The organism is Endozoicomonas sp. YOMI1 (assembly GCF_024606345.1).
Classification (GTDB): Bacteria; Pseudomonadota; Gammaproteobacteria; order Pseudomonadales; family Endozoicomonadaceae; genus Endozoicomonas.
In genome coordinates this window covers 1-18,262 of record NZ_JAHHPM010000382.1, presented here as the reverse complement: position 1 = coordinate 18,262, position 18,262 = coordinate 1, and the positions used below count along the sequence as shown (strand labels likewise).

Here is an 18,262-nt window from a genome sequence, read left to right as displayed (position 1 = left end):
CGGGGTCGCCTAGACGGGCGCTATTCTCGGACAGCCTCCTAGAGACCCGGAAGAAGCCCATCCGATAATGGTGCAGAAAAAAACCAGAAGCGCACCAAATGAGTTCAAACGATTCTTACAACACCCATCTGACCAAACAGCGGCAGACAGTGTAACCTCTTTGACAAGGGATTTGCAGCCTTACTTATCTGATAAGGGTAAATACTGATTACCACTCATATAAGCCGGTTTCCCGGGGTTACCCTTCGACGTGCTACAAAGGTGCCAGGGTACCCGGTTATTCGGTATAATGCTCCATTAATTAATGGTTAAGTTATCCGCCCTGCCTGCCTTGACTACCCAGCCCACAAGGTCTCCTGGTTCATGAAGTTCATCATCAAACTGTTTCCGGAAATCACGATTAAAAGTGCCCCGGTAAGAAAACGCTATATCAAAATGCTGCGTAAAAACATTCGCACCATTCTTAAGCGTGTGGATGGGAATATTGATGTCTCCGGTGTATGGGATCATATTGAAGTCACGTCCAGTAGCAATGATCAGATCCTGGTGGCAGAGGTCGGTGACCTGTTAAGCCATATTCCGGGGATTGCCTACTGGCTGCAAGTTGCAGAACACAAGCTGGTCAGCCTGGACGATATTCTGGAAAAAACCATTGGGGCTCATTCAGAGGCACTGGCTGGCAAAACGTTCTGCGTTCGCTGCAACCGGACCGGCAAGCACGATTTTCAGTCCATTGATGTAGAACGTTTTGTCGGTGGCGGTCTTATCCAGCAGACCGAAGCCAGTGGGGTCAGCCTGAAACAGCCTGAGATAACGGTTCGTATTGATATCAAGAATGACCGCTATTTTATGACCCAGAAGCGGGGAGAAGGTCTCGGTGGCTATCCCCTGGGGGCTCAGGAGCCAGTTCTCTCGCTGATTTCCGGCGGTTTTGACTCTACGGTATCAAGCTTTCTGACCATGAAGCGCGGCATCCGAACTCATTTCTGCTTCTTCAACCTGGGTGGGCATACCCATGAGCTGGCAGTGAAAGAAGTGGCTTTCTACCTTTGGAACCGCTTCGGTTCTTCTCGCCGGGTTAAGTTCGTTACCGTACCTTTTGAAGGCGTTGTTGAAGAAATACTGACCAAAGTGGACAACGCCCAGATGGGCGTTATTCTCAAGCGAATGATGCTCAGGGCAGCCAGCAAGGTCGCCAAAGAGATGGGGATGGCTGCGCTGGTCACCGGCGAAGCCATTGGTCAGGTGTCCAGCCAGACACTGCCAAACCTGGCGGTAATTGACTCGGTAACCGATGCACTGGTGCTCCGGCCTCTGATTACCATGGATAAGCAGGCGATCATCGATATATCCATACAAATCGGTACTGAGGAGTTCGTTCGTAATATTCCGGAATACTGCGCGGTGATCTCGAAAAACCCCACAACCCGGGCAAAGGAAGAGAAAATTGCGGCAAAAGAGGAGCGGTTCAACTTCGATATACTCGAAGATGTTATTCAGAGCCGGAGAACGGTCTCTATCCACGATATCATTGCGGATGACCTGACCCGGGAAGAAGTTGAGGTGGTTAATGAAGTTCATCAGGGTGAAGTGATTATCGACATTCGGCACCCGACTGAAGAAGAGATAAAGCCATTTACCATGCCCGGACGAGAGGTGGTGACCATTCCCTTCTATCAGCTTCGCACACGCTTTGCGGAGCTGGACAACGATCGACTTTACCTGCTCTACTGCGAAAGGGGTGTAATGAGTCAGCTGCATGCCATGCATCTTCGGGAAGAAGGGCATGAGAATGTTGGCGTATTTAACCCGAAGCCGTAAATTTTCTACCAGGAAGGCACAGGGATTTCAAAGCGTTGTCTTTGTGTCTTTGTGGTTCAAGACTGTGTGGTTCAAAAAAGGAGTAACATGGATGAAACTGGCCCTGATCGCTGCAGTGGCAGACAATAACGCCATTGGCATCAATAATAAAATGCCCTGGCATCTGCCGGGAGATCTGCGCTACTTCAAAGCGGTTACCATGGGTAAGCCTGTTATCATGGGCCGGAAAACCTTTGACTCCCTGGGAAAGCCTCTGCCTGGCAGAACCAATATCGTCATTACCCGGGATCATGACTGGCACCATGAGGGAGTTAACGTAGTTCACAACCTCGATGACGGGATTGCCCTGGCTGAGGCTCTGATCGTGGCTGAGGCTTCTACCCTGATCAACGGTAACGAAGAAATCATGGTCATTGGTGGTGAACAGATCTATCGACAGGCGATTGATCAGGCTGACCGGCTTTACCTGACCCGGGTGTATCAAAGTTTTGACGGTGATGCCTTTTTCCCAGACATCAACCCGCAGGAATGGCGGGAAATCTCCCGGGAAGACACTCAATCGGAAGATGATCCGCCACTGACTTACAGTTACCTGGTACTCGATAGGGCCTGAATATCAGCACCTGTCGTTTTTCTCTCCTTCACCCCGGGCATAAGCCACATTTCCTGCCAACTCGGATGCAGGAAGTGTCTCCTTTCTCCAATTCTGATTGTCTATAGTTAGTTGAGCAGCTTGTCATGTTGCATAGAAAAACTGTTTGTTGTCTATCCTGTTCGCTGGGCAGACAAGGCATCATTTTTATAAATACTCATCAGGCCAATACAAGCCTTAAATAAGGGTTACCTTAGGGAATGAGGAATGCCTCGTATACCATCAACAGATCATATTTCTTCGCACCACGCAGGATACCCGCTACCCGATTCCGGTAACGGTCAACACGCCACTAATACTCGAGAAAAAAAAACGGTAGAATCCACCATTCAGGTGGCTGAGCATATTGAATCCAGGCACTGGCATAACCGTTTAATCTCTTTCTGCAAGGAAAAAATAAACCGCTTTATTCACCCTGCCCCCTCAATGAAAGTGAGTGACCTGGTTGACGACCTGACAAAACACAATCCCCAGAACCCACAGAAAGTACTGGCCGCATTAAAGCTGCATGCAGGCCGATCCATTAAACTGCATCGGTCAGAAGATGGCAGACTGGGTATTTCGGATGGAAAAATTGCTATCAGCACAGAAACGATGGAAGCTGTCGTCAAATCCGCTCAACTCAGCAGCGTGGATATGGCCTATGAGTATTTACGTAAAGGTGAAATACCACCTAAAGGTTTCCTGCAGCAAATAATACTGCCGCATATCCATAGGAAAATTCGTCTGGCAATGCAGTATGAAAAAACCTCCGGGCTACCAGTCATTCAACAACAACTTCAGGGAAGACAGCAATATGGAATGCATCCTGAGCAACAATATGAATATATTAAAAACTTATTAAAAAAGGTTGGTATAGAGGATGAAAAAACGTTCACTTTTGAACGAATGCTTGAACTTAAAAAAGAGTTGCGAAACAACCTGGTCCTGCCCATTGAGGAACAAAAATCAGCAACCGGCAATAAAGTAAAAAGTATTGACAGTGAAGCACTCAATCATCAGCAACCGCTTACTCAGCTATCTGAGCCTAGGAAAACGAGTTACTTTATCGAGAAAGAAGACCGTAAACATATTCAAAAACTGGCTTCAGGAGAACGTTTTTTTTCAAATATACACCTTAAAGATGTTGGCAACAGAATAAAGAGAAATATCTTACGTAACAAACGAAACCAGATGTTAACTTTCTTTATTCTTCTTGCTGGTGCCATTCTCACTGCTATTTTCCCACCCGCTGGAATGGCCATCGGTATTGCGGTTGCTGTGGGACTGTTCACTGATATAGGTTACATCGTTTTCTGGTCTGCCAGTACGGCACTCTGGCGTAGGGTCAGAATGGTCAGAGGACTTAAACAAATAAAAAAATACGCTGATTTTGACTATACCAACTTCGATAAATCAAATGACAGTAAAAGAAAAAAACTAATAAAGAAGCTTCGTTATCGATGCACGCATAAGACCTTTACACAAATATATAACGCTTATGCTGAACTCGAAAAACAAGCAATAAAACTCAAAAAAATGGCAGAAAAAGAGCAAAAGACACTTGCTGAGTCTATTGCTTTAGAGAAAGAGAAAGCGCTGTATTTTGAGCGAAGGAAAAAGCTGAAAGCCAATTTATTTTTCTTTGACAAACTTATTGAGAACGTAGTGATTAGTCGTACTATTCTTGAAAACCGACATATAAAGGATCTGGAAGAACTATGGAATACAAAATTTAAAGATATGCCTCCTGAAAAAAGGGAAGAATTATTCAAAAGCGTCTCCAAAAACAAGCAGTTAATGATTCACGGGCATCAAATAAAAACAAGCAATGAAAAATGGATAAACCGAATCATTCCTCACTGGATGAATCCTGATCAAAGCATTGAAGATCAGTCAATTTCTGATAACACAGTAATCGAACCCATAAAAGTATCTACTGCTTTTAAATCGGCCGGGCTTTTGAAAGAGATGGCTCAGACGTTTTTCTATAGTCAGTTTAAAGGAACGTTATATAATAACCTGGTGAATTTTTTCAAAATAGCCGTAAAACGAGGCAACACTATCAATATAACCCCTGTAGCACCCAAGGTCACTTTGAATGGAACCTTGTGCTTTGTGGCTTTCTTTTTTGTTGAAATAGCTGCCGATCATGAAAATACAAAAATTAATAAAAAGAGAATGACAAAAATTCTCAAAAAGCAGCCTGATTATACCAGAAAACTGTTTGGCAAACGGTTAAGGACAGGACGTGAGGAAGTTGGCACGCTGCGCTCACTGGCCAAGCAACAGTTGGAGCCAATGGTTGACCATTTGCTCCAGTCGATAAAATCAATGGAAGAAATTGGCAACAGCCTGGAAGAAGCCAGACAGCGAAGTGAACTTCTCAACAAAGGGCTGTTTGGGGCTATGAGTGATGAAGAGGCCGCCATACTTATCCTTAAACATGCAGCCTTACAACAGTTGCTTGATCAAGAAATTAACAGTGCATTCGGCACATTCCATCGCGTTGTTCAGGAAAAAAGTGCCAACTGGAATAAAAAAATAGCCAGAACACTGATTGATAATAGTGTGCGGGTTATTTCTGCAGTATCCGATGGCCAAGAACGCAGATACATACCAAAGTCAGCCCGGGTGAGAGAAGAGGCTGATCAGTATCAACATCCCCACAATGAACTTCAGCGTTTGTCATCCGAGGATTTCTTACAATCTATCCGAGACCAACCCTGTGGCCGCCTGATTATCCGATTTCGCACAGGAGAAATATCGGAAGGCCTGGCACTCAAGGAAATCAGAGAACTCGATAGTCTGGACGAACTGCGTGGCTTAAGGACCTGGATTGAAAAAGCACAAAAAGAAGGAAGTTACCAGAAGCACGAAGAGACTCTTAAGCTGTTCCACAGCATTGTTACTTATGTTCTTAATAGTAAATATAAGTCTTCCCAGCCCCCTGAACACCCAATTGGCAACCAGCGCCCAATTGATCCAATTTAGGAACTATCCTGAAATAACTTCCACATTTTACAGACGCTACCCGCTGACGCCGACAAATTCGGAAAACAACAATACGAACCGGTAGTTGTACCAACCTATAATCGCCCGTAAATCATGACATTTGACCTGTCTGGCGATCAGACCTACACCATTAATGCCCCAAAACTGAAAACAGCAAGAGATACCGATAAACTGTCACAGTCGCCAAAGGCTCAATTCTCAATTACCAATGCCAAAGGCCAAACGATTCCCTTTGAGTTCAGCGTTCTTAATAAATCCGGTCTGTTAATCAGCGGGGACACGGTGGAGGATATCCAGAAGTTTAACCTGTCTGATAGTCCGGCTGCTGTTCGGGCAATGGCTGGAACCGTTTATATTGCTACCCCGCAAGGCGTTTCATATCAGGTTGCTCAACCATCCCAACCTTCTGTCATGCCAGCACCTGCAACGGCTCAGCCAACGAGTGAAAGCACGCTTCAGTACTGGTATAACCAGGCAGATGAAACAACCCGTGAACGATTCCTTCAGTGGATTTCTGACAATAAACAAACCGGGAAGTAGTCCGCCCGGTTTTGCCCGTTTTCAGTTAACCTATCGTTTTCATAAGAACCTTTGACTGCCTTTTGGAGTTATATTTTGCTTTAAGCTCTATCGGTAAATCATCATAGGCAACTTCAGCAAATTCCCGCTCAATAAACCAATGGATCGTCTGGGTGGTCATGACGTAGATTTCGTTCAAGCCCTGTTCTTCCGCCAACGCTTCAATATGCGCGAGTAAACGATCACCGCGCTGTGCGCTGCGATATTCAGGATGAACGACAACACAGGCCAGTTCCGCTGCGCTGATACCATTTTCATAGTAAGGATGAAGAGCAGCGCAGCCGATGATCATGCCATCCAGCAACACGACACTGAACAGCTTTATTTCCCGCTCCAGTTCTTTTCGGGAGCGACGGCGCAGTATGCCTTTTTCCTCGAAAGGACGGATCAGTTCAAGAATACCCCCCACATCCTCAATGGTTGCTCCACGGACTTCTTCGTAGTGATCTCTGGAAATAAGCGTACCGGCACCATCACGGGTAAACAGCTCCATCAGCAGTGATCCATCATCCTGATAGCTGATAATCTGAGCCCGTTCGACGCCATCGGAGCAAGCCGTAACGGCGGAGGACAGCAGTCTCCCGGACTCACCAATCTGCGACTCAAGTTCTTTATTGGCTTCATGGGGAGAAATTCTATTGATCAGATTCCCCTGGTGATCAAAAATCCCCTGCTGCTCAGCATAAAGTATCAATTTTTCAGCTTGCAGACTGATTGCCGTTCGGGTAGCCACTTCCTCCACTTCAATATTGAAAATCTCTCCAGTGGGGGAAAGCCCGAGACAGGAGAGTAACACCACATAGCCACTATCCAGCAAATGATCGATAGCCTGACTGTCTATCTTCCGGACTTCGCCAGTATGCTTAAAATCGATACCATCAAGCACGCCCAGCGGTTTAGCGGTGACAAAGTTACCACTGACAACACGAATCCTGGCACCATGCATGGGCGAGTTCACCAACCCTACCGAGAGCCTTGATTCAATCAGGGCTCGCATATTTCCTACGGCATCTTTGACACACTCAAGGCTTTGCCTGTCAGTAACCCGTCGTTCATTATGCTGTCTGCCATTGCCAGCTCCCCCTTGGTGAATAACCGTTTTAATACCTCGCTCCCTTAAGCGCTCATCAATCTGAGGGCGGGCACCGTGCACAAGCACCAGTCGGACGCCCAGGCTACTCATCAAGGCAATATCACTGATGATATTACCGAGGTTTGGGTGAGCCAGCGTTTCACCACTGAGCATGATCACAAAGGTTTTACCCCTGTGGGCATGTATATAGGGTGATGATTGACGGAAAAACTTCACGTACTTTTCTGCGCTGTCTGCTGTATTTTCCTTTTTTTTCACGCAAGCCACACTTGTTTATCCATTACACTCTCTATTAAAAGCCGCCCTGAGCATCACATGCTCAGGTGCAAAAAAATCGTGCAGTGCTTCATGATAAGCAGTACTGTCTGATCAATGACTGCAAAATATCAATCATTGGCTCTATTCGATGCTGAGAAAGGTATTCATCTGGCTGGTGTGCCTGATCGATATCACCTGGCCCCAGTACCACGGTATCCATACCCAGTCGGCTAAAGAATGGAGCCTCTGTAGCAAATGCCACACTTTCTGCCTGATGCCCGGTCAGCTGCTCACAGGCAGCGACCAGCTCGGAGTTTTCAAAACCCGCAAAAGCTTCAATAGCCGGTGTAATCGCTTCGAGTGAGATCTCAACCTGATCCGCTTCAGCAATTGGCTTAAGCCTCTGATGAATTTGCTGCCGCAGTTGTTCACTGTCCATCCCCGGCAGCATACGAATATCAAAGTCCAGCTGGCACTGCCCACAAATCCGGTTAGGATTGTCTCCACCATGAATACACCCCAGGTTCAAGGTAGGGGTGGGAATGGTAAAGCCAGGGTTCTGATAACGCTCTGCCAGATCTGTGCGAAACTGCATCAAGTCAGTGATCACCTGATGGGCTGTCTCCATGGCATTACGACCCAGTGCCGGATTACTGGAATGGCCTGATTGCCCAAGAATCTGAATACGCTCCATCATAATGCCTTTGTGCATATGAACAGGTCGCATTCCGGTAGGTTCTCCAACCAGGGCATACCGCGCTTTGGGTCGACCAAGTTCCGCCAGGGCACGGGCGCCATTCATTGAGGACTCTTCATCCGCCGTGGCCAGAATGATTAATGGTGCTTTCAGTGGCGTGTTCAGATAGCCCCGAACGGCCTCCATTACCAGGGCAAAGAAGCCTTTCATATCGCAGACGCCCAATCCATAAAACCGGCCATCTCTTTCTTCGAGGGCAAAAGGTGAACTTTCCCACAGGCTGTCATCGTAAGGAACAGTATCAGTATGCCCGGCCAGTACCAGACCTCCCGGTCCACTGCCCAGGGTTGCAATCAGGTTTGCCTTGTGTGGAGCCCGGGGCAGGGGTTGAATCTCACACTGAAACCCCATGGCTTCCAACCACGCCGCCAGCTCATTGATAACCGGCAGGTTACTCATATCAAGGCCAGGAAGGGTTGAGCTGACAGAAGGTATCGCTATCAATTTTGAAAGTGCATGCTGAAATGTTGGCTGCTGACTGCTCATAACCCTGATTATCACCATCTACTTAAGAGAGAAACTAATGATGATAAACAGGGCAGGCCTTCTTGGAAACTAAATCCGGGATTTGCTAGCCAAAAATCAACTTGAGGCAGTGGAAGAAAATGATAGCCAGAATCGCTCCTGCTGGCAGAGTGATCAGCCAGGACATAAAGATGGTACTGATAACACGGAGGTTCAAAGCACCAATCCCTCTGGCAAGTCCCACGCCCAGAACCGCACCAACCAGCGTATGGGTTGTGGAGATTGGCAAGCCAGTGCCGGACGCCATCACCACCGTAGTGGCGGCAGCAAGCTCTGCGGCAAAACCTCGGCTGGGCGTCAGCTCGGTGATATGAGAGCCTATCGTAGCCATGACCTTATAGCCCCAGGTCGCCAGCCCTGCCACAATACCTAAGGCACCCACCAGCAGAACCCAGGGCGGAACGGAAGACTTGCCGGCAATTTCACCACCACTGATAACCACACTGACAACCGCCGCCAATGGCCCTACCGCATTGGCCACATCGTTGGAGCCATGGGCAAATGCCATGGAACAGGCGGTAAAAATCATCATGACACCAAAGACCTTCTCCACACTGGAGAAATGAAATGATTTATCTGCCTGCACATCTTCCTTTATTTTTGCCAGCGCCATCTGGCCAATCAACATAATGACCAACCCGATAATCAGTGAGAGTACTGTGCTTTCGGTATAATCCAACGGTAAGCCAATATGCTTAAGGCCTTTAATCAGCGTCACCATGGACATCATGAAGCCAACCAGAAACATATATAGGGGCATATAGCGCTTGGCGTTTCTGAAGGGGTTTTCAGTATCCAGAATCAGCTTCTGCACACTGACAAAAATCAGGAAGGCGAACAGTCCCGACATCAGTGGGGAGACAACCCAGCTGGCAACAATGGCTGCCACTTTTCCCCAGCTGACGGTGTCGGCAGAGATACCAACAGCCGCAAAACCGACAATGGCCCCGACAATGGAGTGGGTAGTGGACACCGGCCAGCCGTAATGCGTAGCGACCAGTAACCAGGAGCCAGCGGCCAGCAGCGAAGCCAGCATGCCATATAAAAGCAGATTGGGGTTCTCGGCCAAAAGGGGCATGGATGGATCAATAATCCCCTTACGTATGGTTTCAGTGACCGACCCTCCCGCCAGATAGGCACCGGTGAACTCCAGCAGGATGGCGATAAAAATAGCCTGTTTTACCGTCAATGCTCCAGATCCAACCGAAGTCCCCATGGCATTAGCGACATCGTTGGCCCCAACCCCCCAGGCCATAAAAAAACCAAACAGGCAAGCCAGAATCAGGAAAACTGTGCCATATTCAGCGATAATACTCATCAGTCTGTATCCGGTTCAGTTAACGGGCCAGCAACAACTGGAGGTAACTACCAACACGGGAAGCCCGATCTGCAAGATCGCCCACCCAGTCGATAATTTGGTACAGAAACATGACTTCAACCGGTGGCAGGCTTTGCTCAAGATCAAACAGCATACGGCGTATTTTTACCTGGTCCTTGTCGGTCTCACTCTCAATGTTGTCCAGCTCTTCAACCATTTTTTCCACCAGATCAACTTCCCGCCCCTGAAAACCCGTTTCCAGAAGTTCGTCCAGCTCATGAATGGCTTTCAATGCCTGTGCAGTTGTGGCAATTGATAGGCGTACGTAGATAATAAACGCGTCGTGCATTGAGCCGGGAATAATCATCTTTCGTCCTACCACAAGGCCTGCGATATCCTTGGCACGGTTAGCAACTTTATCCTGAACGGTGACAATCTCCAGCAGATCGGTACGGGGCACGGGAAGAAAAAGGCTTTTGGGAAGCGACAGGCGGATACTTCGCTTGATGGCATCCGCTTCGTGCTCAAATTTGATGATTTTCTGCTGAACGTCATAAGCGGTCTCCCACTCTTCGGCAAACACTGCCTGAAAGAATGGCTCCAGCTGTGACGCACATCCGTGAACAGTGGTAATATGCTTTTGAATAGGTCCTATTGGTGAGCGGCCAAAGACGCTCACCAGTATGTTGCTGGTAGGCATTTTTCAAATCCATCCGATTGAACGCCTGATTATAGAAGGCCGTTTCAATTCCTGCATATATGCTCATAACCTGGCGCACAGAGCACAGAGCTCCTTCACCCATGAACCTATGATTTTTATATAATTTCTCAGTCCTATAGAATTTGACAACCGTATTGTGGAAAAGAAAATGAGCCAGGAAACCGAGTTAAAGCTCTCTGTGCCTGCTGACCGGATTGAGCAGTTGAAAAGTCACCCATTCTGGCAGGAGCATGCAGTACAACCACCACAAACCCTTCACTTGGGAAATACCTACTTTGATACGCCAGACCTGAGGCTCAACCAGGCCAAAGTGGCTCTACGGATTCGTGAAGTTAATGGGCAATCTATCCAAACCCTGAAAACCCGGGGAGAAAGCATAAATGGCCTGACCCGCCGGGGCGAATGGGAGTGGCCGCTGAGCACCAATAAACTGAACGGGCAGATTTTGCCTTCTGTCTGGCCCGCTGGGCTCAGTGATATATCGATAGAGCAGCTTAAACCTCTATTTACTACCGACTTCTACCGCACTCGCTGGCTATTGGTCTGGCAAAGCCCTTTTGCCAGGGTTGAGGCAGCACTTGACCAGGGGATGGTAAAGTCAGGAAATGGTTCAAGCCCTATTTGCGAACTGGAACTTGAGCTGATGGAAGGAGATGAATCTGCACTGATGGCCATCGCCTCTGCACTGCAGCACTGCTTTGAACTCACCCCGTCTGACCAGAGCAAGGCTGAAAAAGGTTTTCAACTGATAGCCAACAGGCATTCCAAACTAAGCCGGGCAAATGACAGGATTTTACCGAAACAATAAATCCAATTGTTCCCACGCCGAAAAAAAAGCGAGAATATAAAGAAATTCCAGCTGCAAACGGTATTTCAAGTGAACAATGAGAAAGCAGATGGCCTGCAACACAGGGAGCAAATGCTGGATCTGGCAATGGTTGTGTCTGATCTGGTCAGAAGCAAACACATAGATCAGGCAACCGCTGATGATATTCTCAGCCGCCCACGCACACCTGAACAAGTCCGTCTGCACCCTCTGGAATACCTTGCTGATCTGGAGCTGGATGATCTTTGTCGCCCGGGTAACAAGCTGGATATTGAGCACCTGTGTCAGTGGCTTGGTGAACTGGCTGGTCAGGAGTACTTCCACATCGATCCTCTCAAGATTGATGCTACTGCCATTACCCCCATCATGTCCCATGCCTTTGCCAGGCGACACCAGATCCTTGCCGTCGAGGTGACCAGCACTGAGATTGTGGTAGCCTCTGCCCAGCCATGGCATCGGATCTGGGAAGACAATCTACGCCATGTCAATCGCCGGGAGATCAGGCGGGTTGTTGCCAATCCAACCGATATCCGACGTTATACCGTCGAGTTCTATCGCCTGGCCCAGTCAGTCATGGGAGCCAGCTCGGAGGCTGGTGTCACTTCTGCCTCGCTCAATAACTTTGAACAAATGCTGGAGCTGGGCAGCATGAAGGCTCCGGATGCCAATGATCAGCATATCGTCAACATTGTTGACTGGCTTCTGCAATACGCTTTTGAACAAAGAGCCAGCGATATCCACATTGAGCCCCGCCGGGAACAATGCAATCTCCGATTCCGAATTGATGGTGTACTCCACTCGATTTATCAGATGCCAGTCAAAGTCGCTGCAGCAATGACCAGTCGACTGAAAATCCTTGGCCGTATGAATGTTGCCGAAAAGCGAAAGCCGCAGGATGGACGGTTGAAAACCCGTAACGCCGATGGCTATGAGGTCGAACTGCGTTTGTCCACATTACCTACCGCGTTTGGTGAGAAGCTGGTGATGCGGATTTTTGACCCGGAAGTGTTGGTAAAATCATTCAGCGATCTGGGTTTTTCCAGAGAAGATGAACGACGCTGGAAAGCAATGTCAGGCCAGCCCAACGGTATCATTCTGGTGACTGGCCCCACTGGGTCTGGTAAAACCACCACACTTTACTCAACCCTGAAGCAGCTGGCCACGGATCAGGTGAATGTCTGTACCGTCGAAGACCCCATTGAAATGGTGGAGCCCGCATTCAACCAGATGCAGGTGCAACACAACATCGACCTGACCTTTGCCTCAGGGCTTCGGGCACTTTTAAGGCAAGACCCTGACATTATTATGGTGGGTGAGATCCGTGATCTTGAAACCGCCGAGATGGCAATTCAGGCCGCTCTGACCGGGCATTTAGTTATTTCTACGCTGCATACCAATGATGCGCCCTCTGCCTTAACGCGTTTGCTTGAGCTTGGTGTGCCCCCTTATCTCATTAAAAACACCGTGCTGGGTGTTATGGCACAACGTCTTGTCAGAACCCTTTGCCCGAATTGCAAAGCAAGAGCACCGCTGGACACCAGCGGCTGGAAAGCCTTAACAAAACCCGGGCCTGCATCGGCACCCTCAGAAGTCTATCAGCCTGTTGGTTGCCTCGATTGCCGTGAAACGGGTTATCGTGGGCGTGCCGGCCTCTATGAGATTTTAACCATGAGCCCTCAGGTCAAAGATCTGGTTAACGAAAATCCTGACATTACACTGCTTAGCCAACAATGTATCAAGGAAGGCATGTATAGCCTGAGACAATCTGGTGCACAGAAAGTTGCTGCTGGAATGACGACCATAGCAGAAGTGATGCGGGTCACTCCTTAATAAACAACAAATCATAAATTCGGGGCCTTTGAATACATGAAGAAATGCGCCTTTCTTTTACTGCTTTTGATTTTTCCAGTGCTGATTAACGCGAGCAGTAATAAGCCGACGTCAACAGCTATTTACTTCGATAAGGATGGCCTGAAAATGATCGTCACAGAGGAATCTTCAGAACTAATAATTGAGCCTGTAAATAAATTCTGTAGCATCCATTGTTCAATCTCTGCTGACCATACCTGCCAGGGCAAAGGTCAGAAAATAGCACGAGTCAAAGCAGTACTTAAGGAGCAACAAGCTTCATGGGTTGGTAATATCCGAAGTCCAGGGCTCTACCCCGACAGGTATACAATTCTTTCATCAGCTCCCTGCCACACAAAATTTGTACCCCCATCGCCATACTGTCATAGGGCACTCCGGATTCAGTGACCGCAGGCACGTGGCAGGTATGGCATATTTGGCCACCCTTCCAGAGTTGGATGGACACCTTGCTGAAATAACCATTTTGCCGGATATCAATCTTGTCCGGTTGCTTTTGCCTGAGTTGGTTCATCACCTGCTCTAACGTTCTGCGTGCGTTTGCTCTGTTGCCAGTAGTATCGAAAAAATGCAAATTGGCAGTCTTGGCTCCCCCTTTTGATAAATCAACCATAAACCTGATTGCCTTTCTGGCATGAGGGCTTATGAACGCTCGCTGCCCGAGCAGCATTTCAACAATTATGTGCCAGTCAGAATAGCTTTTATCGTAGTTTGAGTGATAGAACTCTCCTGAAGCTTCCAGAGCAACAACGTGCAAAAATTTTCCCAGTTCCTTGTTGCGGTCCTCTTTGGTTAACCCTTTTTCAGTTTCATCCGGCGCTTCGTCAGACTCTACGGCCCGGCAATCGTCTTCGTCATCATAACCGCTGGCAGCTGCCACTGACGTGTTGGCAGGTTGCCCATTGTCAGTGCCGTCCATTTTGGCAAGTAATGAGACAAACTCTTGCGAACAGTAGCCGAGGGACTGACCGGAATACCTTAATAAGGTGACAAACCCCTCCAGCTCTTCCAAACCCCATTTCTGTGGTGGTAATGGCGAAATCAGGTGATGATAGGCAGCCATAAATTCGGAAGAAAAGCGAAGATTAAGGACGGCCTCAAAAAGCATGTGATGCCAATAATTTTCAGCATCCGAGCCCGGGCTTATTGTGTCCATCATTGCTGAATCGATCATTTCCACGGCTTCCAGGTGCAACCTGCGGTCTGCCACTGACATTCTTACCGATCGGTCAATCATTACTGAGAGTCTTTCCAGATAATTCTGCGTTACAGCAGGCTTGTGTTTTCCCTGACGTTCAACAATCATCCTGGCAATACGGGCAAACTCTTCCAGCTCTGACCGCACGGCAGCACTCTGATTTCTCACCTGGTGTTCGGAGCTGACATTTTTGCGGAGCTGGTCAGTCAGGTTTTTTTTAAAACCTTGATCCAATTCACTGGACACAATGGTTGCACCAACATTATGCAACAACTCCTGCATTGGCGGTGTGAATTGAGAAAAAAGCTGTTTGATTTTGCCAGTAAGCTGTTCATAAAAGCAATCAGCTCCGCCGCTGCTGCGGATGGTAAAACAGGTTTTCAGTTGTTTCACCAGCTCTGTTTTTTGTTGTTCAACATAAGATGAAAAGCTGGAGGCTATCCTTTTTTTCAAATCATCCATGGTTTTCAATTCTGCAGTGAAGAAATCGCATTCATTGATAAGTTTATATAATTCGCCTATTTCCTTGAGAGACTCTTCAGTTGGGGAGCCATCTAATAATGGTTTGATCTTTTCCAGGTAGATGAAAAACTCGGGAGAGGCTTTCTTCCCCGTTTCCACACAACCTCTGATACCATCCCTGACAATGGCGAGGTTATACTCTGATACGCTTCGCTGTAATGGCTCAGTGCCGGGTGGCGCATCACTGGCTGGTAAACCGAAAGAATCAGCATGGGCCCTGACACCACGCCCCGATCTGACCCCGGGTGTTTCAGGACGCTCAGACTGTGATGCTGTTCGTTGATAGCCGCTACGCGCAGCAGCACTGCCATGCAAATCCACAGAATTATCCTCACTATTTATGTACTATGAGGCTGTCGAGAATACCGTTAGATAAAATAGACGGGAATAAGTTCAATCAGCCCGATAGTATCCGTTGTATCAAACGCTTTGTGGATATCTCCAAGGTAGTCGAACAGGGTAATCAGGTTATCCCGGGACTTGCCATTGGCAGGGAAACTTCTCTCTCCAGGCTTCCTTAATCCATTTCTATTTCTTCAGCAATCGGTCAGCCTCCTGGCGTTAACCTTCCGATTTGCTTTGCCTTCCTCCAAGAGAAAGAAGAGAAAAAATCATAGGAGCACCTAATGTCAGCCATAAGCCTGCTATGGTGTTCACGATAAACATGACCAGATAATATTCTCCACTGCGAACCTGCGGAAAACAGCTTTTTGTAACCTGCAGATAAAAAATCAGAACCATTAATCCAACCACACTGCGCAATAAACGCTGCCAGATATTGCCAGAGCCGTTGTAATGTAAAAACCGGGAAGTAATTACATACCCTGTGCCAAACCCAAGACTGATGGCAAAAAGCCCCGTCATGATTGGCATATCGAAGACACAATAAAGAAGATAAAGGCCGGTTAGTAGCAGCCACAAACTGCCAATCAGAAACCAGAAAGTTTGCTGATTCAACCACTGGGTAAATTTGTCGCCCCAACAATAGTTTGTCCATAGCAGTGCTGCTGCCAGAACCCACCCACCGAGAATATCTCCAGGGAAATGAAGACCAAAATAGACTCGCGAAAACCCGATCAGAAAAACAATGGAAAGCACCATAACCCAGAACCACCGTCTGGCTACGCTGACGGCCAACATAATCCATAATAGTCCTGAGTTTTGAGCGTGGCCACTGGGCATACCATAGCCCCACTCCCGATCAGGTGTTATAGCCGGATCAATATCAAACGGCCTTGGTAAAGCCAGCAAATCCTTGAAACTGATATTGATAAAAAAGGACACTAAAAACAGGCTGAAAACACGACCCATAAATTGAAAATTCAAACACCAGAGCAGAAATGGGAGGAAGCAAATATAATACTTACCTCCCAGATCGGTGATGTGCTGCATGAATTTATCAGCCATCGGGCTTCGGTATTGCTGTATCCAGGCGACAGATTCCAACCCCCACTGGAGTAAGTCAGTCACAAACAGCTCCTTTCTTATTTTGGTTTGCAGCTTAAAATCAGAGCACACATACTCAGCCAATAATAAAAACAGCCTGAAGGCACCCCATGAATCCTCTTGCATTTAAAATAAAACCATAACTTTACAAATTATCGCTAAAGTAATCTCCTGGTCAGAATCAATTATTAAAGATCAGGATACTAACTTTGGAAAAGGGCCTTTTTAAAAATCTACTCCAGAAGTTTTGATATCGATGAGTAAATTGATAAAGATCACCACATGCTTACTAAAAAAGATTGGTAAAAACAAACAATAATAAAGAAAGCTGATAACCAAATTATGATTAGCAATTATGAATTAATTTGCTTATCAACTAGCCTAATTAGCACACAGGCCTTTCCAAAGGCCATCAATGGGATCATAGCCGCAGTCTTTTCCCTGAATGTCTTTCTTTAATATTTCAAATTTAACTATGGGATCAAAATCAAGAGCCTCAACATAATTATAATGTTCACTTAAATTGGAAAACCAGCGCAGTTGGCCTCTTTCGGCATACTTGCTGCCTTTCCCCCGGGCAAAATACCATTTCTGAGAACCAGTACTAGGCACACAGTGCTCCAGTGTCAGTTTTCCCGATAGCCAGCTTAAGCAAAACTGCTCCCCTGCCTGTTTATTAAACAGTCTTTTGGACACCAGGTCATAGTGCCAGACCTGATGACTGACTGATTGACAGGCAGTTACCTGAACCTTTGCGCCGCCAAAACAGTCGTACTGTCCAACACTATCCATATGACATTGTGTTACCGCAAGACAATGATTGTTACTGAAATCACCAAGCTTCAACTCTTCTGTCAGTTTTATTGGCTTTGCCTGCCATGGCCAATGGCCTGACCAGTGCCAGGACTCAACTTCCTGTTGTTTCAGTGTCTCTTCATCGACTTCAAATCCCACACACTCTACTCTACCGGTAAAAGGGCTCAGATAGCATTGATCATCTCCAGTTTCAGAGTCAGTAAAGTGAAAAGAGACCGGTGAAGGAGTATCCGAATTACTTTGCAATAGTTCTACAAATGCAAGAGGGTCAAGATAATCAACTCGGCTATAAAGATGATCCTGTTGATTAAAAAACCATAGCTGCTGCAAACTTGCCGGTTGGCAAACATCCATGGATAGATGTTTCGACAGCCGGGTCAAGCAAAGATCAGCACTTCGTTCCAGTGAGTGAATTCGTTTCTTTTGGAAGTCAAACTTCCACCTCTGTTCAGGCTTTTCCTGGTCACACTCCCCGAACGTTATCCTGTTGCTATTAACACAGCCATCCGTCAGTCTGCTTTGTTCTGAGCTGCAGCCTTCCAGCTCATCCATTACAACCAGACACTGGCCTGTATCTTTTTGTTTTAACAGAAAGTTATTGGCATAAATCGGAGATTTAACATCATCAATTGCAAAGGCGTTATTGCCGGAGAGCATGATCAATAGATAGAACAATATCGGGTATAAAAACCTATAGGCTGAGCTGAGAATCATGTGTATCCCCCAAAATTTATTTGAATAAAGATTCCACTAACCAATAAAAGTAGTTGGCCAAATGCAATCGTATATTTCTGGCTAAGTGGGCAGTTACTATGCAAGGCACAACGAAGGGAGCATAGCCGTAGCTATGTGACCGGAGTTGTAACGCCG

The 18,262-nt window shown here is 47.1% G+C and carries 13 protein-coding genes; 6 read left to right on the top strand and 7 right to left on the bottom strand.

Translation table 11 applies throughout. The features are described from left to right. Positions 1-363: 363 nt before the first annotated feature. The 4 genes from thiI (at position 364) to KDK15_RS13795 (ending at position 6,007) form a co-directional block, all read left to right on the top strand. Entirely contained in the window at positions 364-1,821 is a 1,458-nt protein-coding gene (gene thiI / locus KDK15_RS13810; protein WP_257295969.1) for a tRNA uracil 4-sulfurtransferase ThiI, read from the top strand. A gap of 91 nt (positions 1,822-1,912) precedes the next feature. Next, positions 1,913-2,434, top strand: a complete 522-nt coding sequence (locus KDK15_RS13805; protein WP_257295968.1) for a dihydrofolate reductase — start codon at positions 1,913-1,915, stop codon at positions 2,432-2,434. Positions 2,435-3,067: 633 nt separating this feature from the next. After that, complete coding sequence (locus tag KDK15_RS13800; RefSeq protein ID WP_257295967.1) at positions 3,068-5,446, top strand: hypothetical protein; 2,379 nt, start codon at positions 3,068-3,070, stop codon at positions 5,444-5,446. Between the two features lie 114 nt (positions 5,447-5,560). Next, positions 5,561-6,007: a DUF2057 domain-containing protein gene (locus KDK15_RS13795; RefSeq protein ID WP_257295966.1), complete on the top strand. Its 447-nt coding sequence runs from the start codon at positions 5,561-5,563 to the stop codon at positions 6,005-6,007. A gap of 25 nt (positions 6,008-6,032) precedes the next feature. Here KDK15_RS13795 and argA read toward each other — a convergent pair whose 3' ends face one another. The 4 genes from argA to KDK15_RS13775 all read right to left on the bottom strand — a co-directional run bounded on the left by argA (position 6,033) and on the right by KDK15_RS13775 (position 10,697). Further along, positions 6,033-7,397, bottom strand: coding sequence for an amino-acid N-acetyltransferase (gene argA / locus KDK15_RS13790; RefSeq protein ID WP_257295965.1), 1,365 nt, complete (start codon positions 7,395-7,397; stop codon positions 6,033-6,035). An 88-nt stretch (positions 7,398-7,485) separates the two neighbouring features. Next, positions 7,486-8,640, bottom strand: a complete 1,155-nt coding sequence (gene argE, locus KDK15_RS13785; protein WP_257295964.1) for an acetylornithine deacetylase — start codon at positions 8,638-8,640, stop codon at positions 7,486-7,488. Between the two features lie 85 nt (positions 8,641-8,725). After that, positions 8,726-9,997 (bottom strand): inorganic phosphate transporter, encoded by a 1,272-nt coding sequence (locus tag KDK15_RS13780; protein WP_257295963.1) that lies wholly within the window; start codon positions 9,995-9,997, stop codon positions 8,726-8,728. A gap of 19 nt (positions 9,998-10,016) precedes the next feature. Then, positions 10,017-10,697: a TIGR00153 family protein gene (locus tag KDK15_RS13775; RefSeq protein ID WP_257295962.1), complete on the bottom strand. Its 681-nt coding sequence runs from the start codon at positions 10,695-10,697 to the stop codon at positions 10,017-10,019. A 169-nt stretch (positions 10,698-10,866) separates the two neighbouring features. On the opposite strand from KDK15_RS13775, the gene KDK15_RS13770 reads away from it, so the two are divergent. Further along, entirely contained in the window at positions 10,867-11,526 is a 660-nt protein-coding gene (locus KDK15_RS13770; RefSeq protein WP_257295961.1) for an inorganic triphosphatase, read from the top strand. A 111-nt stretch (positions 11,527-11,637) separates the two neighbouring features. Next, entirely contained in the window at positions 11,638-13,374 is a 1,737-nt protein-coding gene (locus tag KDK15_RS13765) for a GspE/PulE family protein (RefSeq protein WP_257295970.1), read from the top strand. Between the two features lie 280 nt (positions 13,375-13,654). Here the strand turns inward: KDK15_RS13765 and KDK15_RS13760 are convergent, their stop codons facing one another. The 3 genes from KDK15_RS13760 to KDK15_RS13750 form a co-directional block, all read right to left on the bottom strand. Then, on the bottom strand, positions 13,655-15,451 hold the full coding sequence (locus KDK15_RS13760) for a hypothetical protein (protein WP_257295960.1): 1,797 nt from the start codon (positions 15,449-15,451) through the stop codon (positions 13,655-13,657). 240 nt (positions 15,452-15,691) lie between these two features. Beyond that, a complete protein-coding gene (locus KDK15_RS13755) occupies positions 15,692-16,600 on the bottom strand; it encodes a phosphatase PAP2 family protein (RefSeq protein ID WP_257295959.1) in 909 nt (302 codons plus the stop codon). A 357-nt stretch (positions 16,601-16,957) separates the two neighbouring features. Then, positions 16,958-18,106, bottom strand: coding sequence for a hypothetical protein (locus KDK15_RS13750; RefSeq protein ID WP_257295958.1), 1,149 nt, complete (start codon positions 18,104-18,106; stop codon positions 16,958-16,960). Positions 18,107-18,262: the final 156 nt, after the last annotated feature.

What these genes read in the sequence shown, in the direction of transcription:
- KDK15_RS13795 (WP_257295966.1), top strand. Translation starts at nt 5,561, where the DNA reads ATGACATTTGACCTGTCTGGCGATCAGACCTACACCATTAATGCCCCA.
- KDK15_RS13780 (WP_257295963.1), bottom strand. Translation starts at nt 9,997, where the DNA reads ATGAGTATTATCGCTGAATATGGCACAGTTTTCCTGATTCTGGCTTGC.
- KDK15_RS13800 (WP_257295967.1), top strand. Translation starts at nt 3,068, where the DNA reads ATGGAAGCTGTCGTCAAATCCGCTCAACTCAGCAGCGTGGATATGGCC.
- thiI (WP_257295969.1), top strand. Translation starts at nt 364, where the DNA reads ATGAAGTTCATCATCAAACTGTTTCCGGAAATCACGATTAAAAGTGCC.
- KDK15_RS13770 (WP_257295961.1), top strand. Translation starts at nt 10,867, where the DNA reads ATGAGCCAGGAAACCGAGTTAAAGCTCTCTGTGCCTGCTGACCGGATT.
- KDK15_RS13765 (WP_257295970.1), top strand. Translation starts at nt 11,638, where the DNA reads ATGCTGGATCTGGCAATGGTTGTGTCTGATCTGGTCAGAAGCAAACAC.
- KDK15_RS13805 (WP_257295968.1), top strand. Translation starts at nt 1,913, where the DNA reads ATGAAACTGGCCCTGATCGCTGCAGTGGCAGACAATAACGCCATTGGC.
- KDK15_RS13750 (WP_257295958.1), bottom strand. Translation starts at nt 18,106, where the DNA reads ATGATTCTCAGCTCAGCCTATAGGTTTTTATACCCGATATTGTTCTAT.
- KDK15_RS13775 (WP_257295962.1), bottom strand. Translation starts at nt 10,697, where the DNA reads ATGCCTACCAGCAACATACTGGTGAGCGTCTTTGGCCGCTCACCAATA.
- argE (WP_257295964.1), bottom strand. Translation starts at nt 8,640, where the DNA reads ATGAGCAGTCAGCAGCCAACATTTCAGCATGCACTTTCAAAATTGATA.